At 70.0% G+C, this 8,551-nt stretch carries 10 protein-coding genes; 8 read left to right on the top strand and 2 right to left on the bottom strand.

Annotated features, from left to right (window positions below):
• From pyrG to BGO22_RS16460, 5 genes are all read left to right on the top strand, one after another.
• Positions 1-823, top strand: an 823-nt coding sequence (gene pyrG / locus BGO22_RS16480; RefSeq protein ID WP_286851802.1) for a CTP synthase, incomplete at its 5' end; no start/stop codon positions are given.
• Between the two features lie 22 nt (positions 824-845).
• Complete coding sequence (kdsA, locus tag BGO22_RS16475) at positions 846-1,703, top strand: 3-deoxy-8-phosphooctulonate synthase (protein WP_286851800.1); 858 nt, start codon at positions 846-848, stop codon at positions 1,701-1,703.
• 48 nt (positions 1,704-1,751) lie between these two features.
• The gene (eno, locus tag BGO22_RS16470; RefSeq protein ID WP_070399923.1) at positions 1,752-3,035 is read left to right on the top strand and encodes a phosphopyruvate hydratase; all 1,284 of its coding nucleotides are present in this window, start codon (positions 1,752-1,754) and stop codon (positions 3,033-3,035) included.
• Between the two features lie 120 nt (positions 3,036-3,155).
• The gene (locus tag BGO22_RS16465; RefSeq protein WP_070399922.1) at positions 3,156-3,431 is read left to right on the top strand and encodes a septum formation initiator family protein; all 276 of its coding nucleotides are present in this window, start codon (positions 3,156-3,158) and stop codon (positions 3,429-3,431) included.
• Positions 3,432-3,466: 35 nt separating this feature from the next.
• A complete protein-coding gene (locus BGO22_RS16460; RefSeq protein ID WP_070399921.1) occupies positions 3,467-3,991 on the top strand; it encodes a P-loop NTPase family protein in 525 nt (174 codons plus the stop codon).
• Positions 3,992-3,994: 3 nt separating this feature from the next.
• Here BGO22_RS16460 and hslO read toward each other — a convergent pair whose 3' ends face one another.
• Positions 3,995-4,972, bottom strand: coding sequence for an Hsp33 family molecular chaperone HslO (hslO, locus tag BGO22_RS16455; RefSeq protein WP_204742696.1), 978 nt, complete (start codon positions 4,970-4,972; stop codon positions 3,995-3,997).
• 34 nt (positions 4,973-5,006) lie between these two features.
• The gene (locus BGO22_RS16450) at positions 5,007-5,531 is read right to left on the bottom strand and encodes a gamma carbonic anhydrase family protein (RefSeq protein ID WP_070399919.1); all 525 of its coding nucleotides are present in this window, start codon (positions 5,529-5,531) and stop codon (positions 5,007-5,009) included.
• Between the two features lie 48 nt (positions 5,532-5,579).
• Between BGO22_RS16450 and BGO22_RS16445 the strand changes: the two genes are divergently transcribed.
• From BGO22_RS16445 to BGO22_RS16435, 3 genes are all read left to right on the top strand, one after another.
• Positions 5,580-6,443 (top strand): ferritin-like domain-containing protein, encoded by an 864-nt coding sequence (locus BGO22_RS16445; RefSeq protein ID WP_070399918.1) that lies wholly within the window; start codon positions 5,580-5,582, stop codon positions 6,441-6,443.
• Positions 6,444-6,479: 36 nt separating this feature from the next.
• Positions 6,480-7,874 carry an ATP-dependent RNA helicase DbpA gene (dbpA, locus tag BGO22_RS16440; protein ID WP_070399917.1) on the top strand — a complete coding sequence of 465 codons (1,395 nt, stop codon included), beginning with the start codon at positions 6,480-6,482 and terminating at the stop codon, positions 7,872-7,874.
• Positions 7,875-8,071: 197 nt separating this feature from the next.
• Positions 8,072-8,551: PAS domain S-box protein (locus BGO22_RS16435; protein WP_286851795.1), on the top strand; the 480-nt coding region annotated here is incomplete at its 3' end.

Genomic DNA, 8,551 nt, shown 5'->3' with positions numbered 1-8,551 from the left:
GGTGCACGCGGTCGAGAACCCGCAGGGCACGGTGCACATCGCCATGGTCGGCAAGTACGTCGACCTGTCCGACAGCTACAAATCGCTCAACGAGGCCCTGCGCCACGCCGGCCTGAAGAACCAGGCCAAGGTGGCCATCGAGTACGTCGACTCCGAAACCATCGCACCGGCCAACGTGGCCCAGGTGCTGGGTCGCTTCGACGCCGTGCTGGTGCCCGGCGGCTTCGGCAAGCGCGGCATCGAGGGCAAGATCTGCGCGGCGCGCTTCGCCCGCGAGCAGAAGGTGCCCTACCTGGGCATCTGCCTGGGCATGCAGGTGGCCACCATCGAATACGCGCGCCACGTGGCCGGCCTGAAGGACGCCAACAGCACCGAGTTCGAGCCCAGCACGCCGCACCCCGTCATCGCCCTCATCACCGAGTGGAAGGACGCCGACGGCAGCATCCAGCAGCGCGACGCCAATTCCGACCTCGGCGGCACCATGCGCCTGGGGGCGCAAAGCTCCGACGTGGCCAAGGGCACGCTGGCGCACAGCATCTACGGCGACGTGGTGACCGAACGCCACCGCCACCGCTACGAGGCCAACGTGAACTACCTCGACCGGCTGCGCCAGGCCGGGCTGGTGATCTCCGCGCTGACCCAGCGCGAGCACCTGACCGAGATCGTGGAGCTGCCGCAGGCCGTGCACCCCTGGTTCATGGGCGTGCAATTCCACCCCGAGTTCAAGTCCACGCCCTGGGCCGGCCACCCGCTGTTCAACGCCTACATCAAGGCGGCGCTGACCCACCAGGCGCAGCGCCGGCCCGCCCGGGCCGTGGCCTGAGACCCCGACGGAGAGCCCCACGATGAAGCTCTGCGGTTTCGACGTCGGCCTGGACAAGCCCTTCTTCCTCATCGCCGGCCCCTGCGTCATCGAGTCCGAGCAGCTGCAGATGGACGTGGCCGGGCGGCTGAAGGAGATCACCGGCTCGCTGGGCATCCCCTTCATCTTCAAGAGCAGCTTCGACAAGGCCAACCGCAGCAGCGGCAAGAGCTTCCGCGGCCCCGGCCGCGAGGCTGGCCTGGCGGTGCTGGCCAAGGTCAAGGCGCAGCTCGGCGTGCCCGTCATCACCGACGTGCACAGCGAGGACGACATCGCCCCCGCCGCCGCCGTGTGCGACGTGCTGCAGACGCCGGCCTTCCTGTGCCGCCAGACCGACTTCATCCGCGCCGTGGCGCAGAGCGGGCGGCCGGTGAACATCAAGAAGGGCCAGTTCCTCGCGCCGCACGACATGAAGAACGTGATCGACAAAGCCCGCGACGCGGCCCGCGACGCTGGCCTGCCCGAGGACAGCTTCCTCGCCTGCGAGCGCGGCGCGAGCTTCGGCTACAACAACCTCGTCTCCGACATGCGGGCCCTGGCCATCATGCGCGAGACCGGCGCGCCGGTGGTGTTCGACGCCACCCACAGCGTGCAGCTGCCCGGCGGACAAGGCACCAGCTCGGGCGGCCAGCGCGAGTTCGTGCCCGTGCTGGCGCGCGCCGCGGTGGCGGTCGGCGTGTCCGGCCTGTTCATGGAAACCCACCCCGACCCGGCCAAGGCCTTGAGCGACGGCCCGAACGCCGTGCCGCTCAAGCACATGCCCGCGCTGCTCGAAACGCTGCTCGCGCTCGACGCCGTGACCAAGAAGAACGGCTACCTCGAAGACCGCTTCAACGCCTGAGCCGCGCCCTGTTTTCTTTGACTTTCCGAACCAGAGGACCCTTGATTCATGAGTGCCATCGTTGACATCGTCGGCCGCGAAGTGCTGGACAGCCGCGGCAACCCCACCGTCGAGTGCGACGTGCTGCTGGAGAGCGGCGTCATGGGCCGCGCGGCCGTGCCTTCGGGCGCGTCCACCGGCTCGCGCGAGGCCATCGAGCTGCGCGACGGCGACAAGAGCCGCTACCTGGGCAAGGGCGTGCTCAAGGCGGTGGAGCACATCAACACCGAGATCAGCGAGGCCGTTCTGGGCCTGGACGCCTCCGAGCAGGCCTTCCTGGACAAGACCCTGATCGACCTGGATGGCACCGAGAACAAGAGCCGCCTGGGCGCCAACGCCATGCTGGCCGTCTCCATGGCCGTGGCCCGTGCCGCCGCCGAGGAAGCCGGCCTGCCCCTGTACCGCTACTTCGGCGGCATGAGCGCGGTGCAGATGCCCGTGCCCATGATGAACGTCATCAACGGCGGCGCGCACGCCAACAACAACCTCGACCTGCAGGAGCTGATGATCATCCCCGTGGGCGCGCCGAACTTCCGCGAGGCCCTGCGCTGGGGCGCCGAGGTGTTCCACGCGCTCAAGAAAATCCTGCACGACAAGGGCATGAGCGTGGCGGTGGGCGACGAAGGCGGCTTCGCGCCGAACGTCGAGAGCCACGAGGCCGCGCTGCAGCTGCTGATGGACGCCATTTCGGCCGCCGGCTACACCCCGGGCGACCAGATCGCGCTGGGCCTGGACTGCGCCGCGAGCGAGTTCTACAAGGACGGCAAGTACGCGCTGGACGGCGAGGGCCTGCAGCTCAGCGCCGAAGAGTGGACCAACATGCTGGCCACCTGGTGCGACAAGTACCCCATCGTCAGCATCGAAGACGGCATGGCCGAGGGCGACTGGGACGGCTGGAAGGTCCTCACCGAGCGCCTGGGCCAGCAGGTGCAGCTGGTGGGCGACGACCTGTTCGTCACCAACACCAAGATCCTGAAGGAAGGCATCGACAAGGACATCGCCAACTCGATCCTGATCAAGATCAACCAGATCGGCACGCTGACCGAAACCTTCGCCGCCATCGAGATGGCCAAGCGCGCGGGCTACACCGCCGTCATCAGCCACCGCAGCGGCGAGACCGAGGACAACACCATCGCCGACATCGCCGTGGGCACCAACGCCGGCCAGATCAAGACCGGCTCGCTCTCGCGCTCGGACCGCATGGCCAAGTACAACCAGCTGCTGCGCATCGAGGAAGACCTCGGCGAGGTGGCCGTGTACCCGGGCCGCGCCGCCTTCTACAACCTCCGATGAAAACAACCGTGCGACGCATGAAATGCCCGGACCAGGGGGTGCCGCGGAACCGGCTTTGCCGGGCCGCAGGCGCCGCCCCCTTGAGGGGGTCGCACGAAGTGCGGCGGGGGTGAGACCAGTATGGCCAACCGCCTGATCCCCGGCCTGCTGGTCGCGCTGCTGCTGGTGCTGCACGCGCAGCTCTGGTTCGGCCGGGGCAGCGTGCCGCAGGTGGCGCAGCTGCGCCGCGACCTGGCCGCCCAGCTGGAGGCGAACGAGCTGGCGCGCCAGCGCAACGCGCAGATCGCCAGCGAGTTGCGCGACCTCCAGGAAGGGCTGGAGATGGTCGAGGAACTGGCGCGCCAAGACCTCGGCATGGTCAAGCCCAACGAGGTTTTCGTGCAGATCGCGCGCTGATCCCCGCGGATCGGCGCCCTTCCCCTTCCCGTCCCATGCTCACCGTGGCGCTGCTCGGCGGGCCGCTCACCGGCAAGCGCACGCTGGCGCGCCAATTGCGCGAGGCCCTGGACGCGCGGGGCATCGCCGGGGTTGTGATCGCCGACGCCACCGCGCTGATGGCGGCGGCCCACAACGAGCTTCGTTTCAATGACCGCGGCCTCTGGCCCGAGGCCCTGGCCGCGCAGCGCCGCATCGGCCTGACGCTGCTGATGGGCCTGGACCTGCCCTGGGTGCCCGACGGCCGGTTCCGCGACGGCCCCGCCGTGCGCGAGGCCATCGACGCCCTGTTGCGCCGGGAGCTGCAAGGCGCGGGCATCGGCTTCCAGACGGTCTATGGCCAGGGCGCGCGGCGCCTGCAGGCCGCGCTGCGCGCCGTGGGGGCCGCCCTGGGCCGCGAACTGCTGCCCGACGACCCGCTGCTGCGCGAGGGTTCGGGCCGCTGGGCCTGCGAGGCCTGCAGCGACCCCGACTGCGAGCACCGCCTGTTCAGCGCCCTGCTCGCGCGCCGCGGCGGCTGAACCTCACTGCGGCCGGTCGGTCCCGGGCGGCTGCGCCAGCGGCTGCAGGAACACCTGCGCGGCATCCACCGGATCGAAGGTGTACTGCGCGCCGCAGAAATCGCAGTTGACCTCCACCTGGCCCTGCTCTTGCAGGATGGACTCGATCTCGTCGCGCCCCAGCGAACGCAGCATGCCGCCCACGCGCTCGCGCGAGCAGGTGCAGGCGAAGCGCGGCCCCGCGCCGGCCAGCAGCGGGTCGAAGCGGCGCAGGTTCTCTTCCCAGAACAGGCGGCGCAGGATGGTGTCGGCGTCCAGCCCCAGCAGCTCTTCGCGCTTGAGGCTGCTGGCCAGGATCGCGATGCGCTGGTAGTCCTCGTTGCGGCCGATCTGGTCCTCGTCGCGCTGCACCGACTGGCCGGCCAGGTTGGCCTCACCCTGCAGCGGCAGGCGCTGGATCAGCAGGCCGGCGGCCATCTTGTCGTTCGCCGCCAGCACCAGCTTGGTGTCGAGCTGCTCGCTCTGCAGCATGTAGTGCTCGATCACCTCGCTGAGCTTCTCGAGCTTCTCGTGGCGGTCGCCGAACAGCGGCACCACGCCCTGGTAGGGCTGCTGACCGGGCTGGCGGTCCTTGGGATCGAGGGTGATCGCGCAACGGCCCTGGTTGGTGGCGTTGACCATGTGCGACAGGGGCGCGTCGTCCGCCACCTCGCCGGCCACCGTGGCGGTGGCGCGCAGGCTCAGGTCGGGCTGCACCTCGGCCACGGCCAGCTTCACCGGGCCGTCGCCGTGGATCTGCATGACCAGGGCGCCGTTGAATTTGATGTTGGCCTGCATCAGCGTGGCCGCCGCCGTCATCTCGCCCAGCAGCTCGGTCACGGCCGCGGGGTAGCCGCCGGCTTGCGCGCGGCGCTGCAGGATCTCCTGCCAGGCGTCGGTGATGCGCACCAGCATGCCGCGCACCGGCAGGCCCTCGAACACGAATTTGTGGAGCTCGGACACGGGGTTCCTTCGACCAAAGCGGCTCAGGTGGCGCTCAGCCGGTCTTTTTCAAGCCCTTGCGGTAGCGCTGGGCGTTCTCGACGTAGTGGGCCGCGCTGCGGCGCAGGCCCTCGATCTGCTCGGGCGTGAGCTGGCGCACCACCTTGGCGGGGCTGCCCAGGATCATGGAGCCGTCGGGAAACTCCTTGCCCTCGGTCACCAGGGCGCGCGCGCCCACCAGGCAGTTCTTGCCGATCTTCGCGCCATTGAGCACGGTGGCGCCGATGCCGATCAGCGACTCGTCGCCGATGGTGCAGCCGTGCAGCATCACCTGGTGGCCGATGGTCACGCGCTCGCCCACCACCAGCGGGAAGCCGACGTCGGCGTGCATCACGGTGCCGTCCTGCACATTGCTGCCCTGGCCGACGGTGATGGTCTCGGTGTCGCCGCGCAGCACCGCGCCGAACCAGACGCTGCTGTCTTCGTGCAGGTGCACGTTGCCCATGACCTGCGCGCTGTCCGCGACCCAGGCCGAATCGGCCAGGGTCGGTGCCACGCCATCGAGTTCGTACAAAGCCATGCGGCGGTCTCCTCGGGTGCTCGGGTGTCGAAACCTAGAATTGTAGGGATGCCCCCCACCGTACCCGCCGAGACGCCCGCCAGCCTGCGCGAGCAGGCCCTGGAAGCCCTGTGCACGGCCGATCCCACGGCCAAGGCGGCGGCCACGCACGCGCTGTGGGCCCGTTGGCGCGCCCTGGGCGGCGCCGACGAATCGGCCTGGGCCGCGCAGGCCGGCATGGCGCCCGACCCGGCGCGCCCGCTGCCTGGCCGGCCCGAGCGGCCCGAGCTGGTGCCACCCCAGGTCGTGGCCCAGCGCTCGCCCTTCACGCGCGAGGGGCTGGCCGCGCTGCTGCACGCCATCGCCCACATCGAGTTCAACGCCATCGACCTCGCGCTGGACGCGCTGTGGCGCTTCCCCGGCCTGCCGCTGGACTTCTACCGCCAGTGGTTGCAGGTGGCGCACGAGGAGGCCACGCACTTCGGCCTGCTGCGCGAGCTGCTGCTGACCCTGGGCCACGACTACGGCGACTTCCCCGCCCACAACGGCCTGTGGGAGATGTGCGTGAAGACCCAGCACGACCCGTTGGCGCGCATGGCCCTGGTGCCGCGCACCCTGGAGGCGCGCGGCCTGGACGCCACGCCGCTGATCCAGTCGCGCCTGCGCCAGGTGACGGCGCGCGAGGTGAAACAGGAGGCCCAGCGCGCGGTCGAGATACTGGACACCATCCTGCGCGACGAGATCGGCCACGTGGCGGTGGGCAATCGTTGGTACGGCTGGCTGTGCGCGCAACAGGGCATCGAGCCCCTGAGCCACTACCGCCGCCTGGCGCGCGAGCACGCGGCGCCGCGCCTGAGGCCGCCGTTCAACGACGCCGCCCGGCGGGCGGCGGGCTTCACCCAGGCCGAACTGGACGCCCTGCTCGGCCCCTGACGCCGGCGAACTGGGCAAACCCGGACAATCGGAGGGATGACTTCCGCTTCCCCCACCGCGTTCAGCGCCCTCCCCCTGTCCCCCGCCACCCTGGCCAACCTGGAGCAGCTGGGCTACACGGCCATGACGCCGATCCAGGCCGCCGCCTTGCCGCCGGCCCTGCTGGGCAAGGACCTCATCGCCCAGGCCAAGACCGGCAGCGGCAAGACGGCCGCCTTCGCCCTGGCGCTGCTGGCCAACCTGAACCCGCGCCGCTTCGCCGTGCAAACGCTGGTGCTGTGTCCCACGCGCGAGCTGGCCGACCAGGTGAGCACCGAGGTCCGCCGCCTTGCGCGTGCGGCGGACAACGTCAAGGTGGTGGTGCTCTGCGGCGGCGTGCCGCTGCGCGGGCAGCTGGCCTCGCTGGAGCACGGCGCGCACATCGTGGTGGGCACGCCGGGGCGGGTGATGGACCACCTGGAGCGCGGCAGTCTGCGGCTGGACGCGCTGAACACCCTGGTGCTCGACGAAGCCGACCGCATGCTCGACATGGGTTTCTTCGACGACATCGCCACCGTCGCCAAGCAGTGCCCCGCGGCCCGCCAGACCCTGCTGTTCTCCGCCACTTACCCCGAAGGCATCGCCCAGCTCAGCGCGCGCTTCATGCGCGAGCCCATCACCGTGAAGGTGGAGGCCCAACACGCGGGCGCGCAGATCGAGCAGCGCTGGTACGAGGTGAGCGAGACCCAGCGCCTGGACGCGGTGGGCCGCCTGCTCGCCCACTTCCGCCCCGCCAGCGCGCTGGCCTTCTGCAATACCAAGGCGCAGTGCCGAGACCTGGTGGCCGTGCTGCGGGCCCAGGGCGTCGGTGCGCTGGCGCTGTTCGGGGAGCTGGAGCAGCGCGAGCGCGACCAGGTGCTGGTGCGCTTCGCCAACGGCAGCTGCCGGGTGCTGGTGGCCACCGACGTGGCCGCGCGCGGCCTGGACATCGCCAGCCTGGGCGCCGTCATCAACGTGGACGTGACGCCCGATCCCGAGGTGCACATCCACCGCATCGGCCGCACCGGCCGGGCGGGCGAAAGTGGCCTGGCGCTGAACCTGGCCAGCCTGGACGAAATGGGCAGCGTGGGCCGCATCGAGCAGCTGCAGGGCCAGGCGTCGGCCTGGTTTCCCCTGAGCGAACTGGTGCCCACCGGCCAGGGCCCGCTGCTGCCGGCCATGGCCACCTTGCACATCCAGGGCGGCCGCAAGGAAAAGATCCGCCCCGGCGACGTGCTGGGCGCGCTCACGGCCGACCTGGGCTACACGCGCGAACAGGTCGGCAAGATCAACGTCAACGACTGGTCCACCTATGTCGCGGTGGAGCGTGGCATCGCGCAGCAGGTGGCCAGCCGGCTGAACGCCGGCCGCATCAAGGGCAAAGGCGTGAAGGTGCGGGTGCTGGAAGACTGAGTCCCATCGGGCGGGCACCGCGGTATCGGGCGTTGCCCGCCGATCAAACGGCAAGGGTTAACCCTTTGTCCGACGGGCTGGCACCGTGCGCCGTGACGCGTTGCGCAATGAGCGGGGCCACGACGCGCTCAACCTCTGCCCCGCTTGAGCCGATACGTTTGGTGACATAACATGCCGCAGGGGAGGAACGCCTTGCCATGCCGAGCAACCGCATCGAACTCGACGACTACCTGGGTCAGGCATTCCACCGCATGCCCGTCGCCATGATCGTGGTGAACCAGCGCGGCCAGATCACACGCCTCAATCAGCTCGCCGAGACCACCTTCGGCTACGAGGCCAGCGAGCTCATCGGCCAACCCGTCGAGGCCCTCATTCCCCAGCGCTTCCGCGCCGCCCACCCGCACTACCGCCAGGGCTTCCTGGCCGAGACCAGCGCGCGCCCCATGGGCCTGGGCCGCGACCTGAGCGGCCTGCGCAAAGACGGCAGCGAGTTCCCGGTGGAAATCGGCATCAACCCGGTGGAAACCGACGAGGGACCGATGATCCTGTCGGTGATCCTGGACCTGTCCGAACGCAAGCAGGCCGAGAAGCGCATCCAGGACGCGCTCACGCAGAAGGACCTGCTGCTGCGCGAGGTGCACCACCGCGTGAAGAACAACCTGCAGGTGATCCACAGC

This window comes from Hydrogenophaga sp. 70-12, from assembly GCF_001897365.1.
Taxonomy (GTDB): Bacteria; Pseudomonadota; Gammaproteobacteria; order Burkholderiales; family Burkholderiaceae_C; genus Hydrogenophaga; species Hydrogenophaga borbori.
Note: the sequence above shows the minus strand (reverse complement) of the source record. Positions and strands in the feature narration are given on the sequence as shown.